Source organism: Vibrio sp. 1249-1 (assembly GCF_033340495.1).
Map to the genome: position 1 here is coordinate 1 of NZ_JAWOWJ010000988.1, position 554 is coordinate 554.

Consider the following 554-nt stretch of genomic DNA (forward strand, 5'->3'; position numbering starts at 1 on the left):
CCCAGTGGTTATCGGTTCCGTGCGTGCACGTCAAGACCGTTTGGGTGACAACCACGGCAGCAAAGTTCTTCCTATCACTATTCATGGTGACTCTGCGATTGCTGGCCAAGGTGTAGTGGCTGAAACGTTCAACATGTCACTTGCTCGTGGTTTCTGCGTTGGCGGTACGGTTCGTATTGTTGTAAACAACCAGGTTGGCTTTACAACGTCTAACCCGCGTGACACTCGTTCAACCATGTATTGTACTGACATCGCTAAGATGGTTCAGGCACCGATTTTCCACGTTAACGCCGATGATCCAGAAGCGGTTGCTTTTGTTACTCGCCTTGCACTGGATTACCGCAACGAGTTCAAGCGTGATGTCGTGATTGATTTGGTTTGTTACCGTCGTCATGGTCACAACGAAGCGGATGAACCGAACGCGACTCAGCCGTTGATGTACCAAAAAATCAAAAAGCACCCAACTCCTCGTAAACTGTACGCCGATGTTCTGATTGATAAGAATGAGTCGGATATTGAAACTGCAACGCAGTTGGTGAACGAGTATCGTGATG

1 protein-coding gene is annotated in these 554 nt (G+C 48.6%); it reads left to right on the top strand.

The window, feature by feature from the left end; genetic code table 11:
* Positions 1-554 (top strand): thiamine pyrophosphate-dependent enzyme (locus tag R7Z50_RS30070; protein ID WP_318150096.1); only part of this gene is annotated, 554 nt, incomplete at both ends.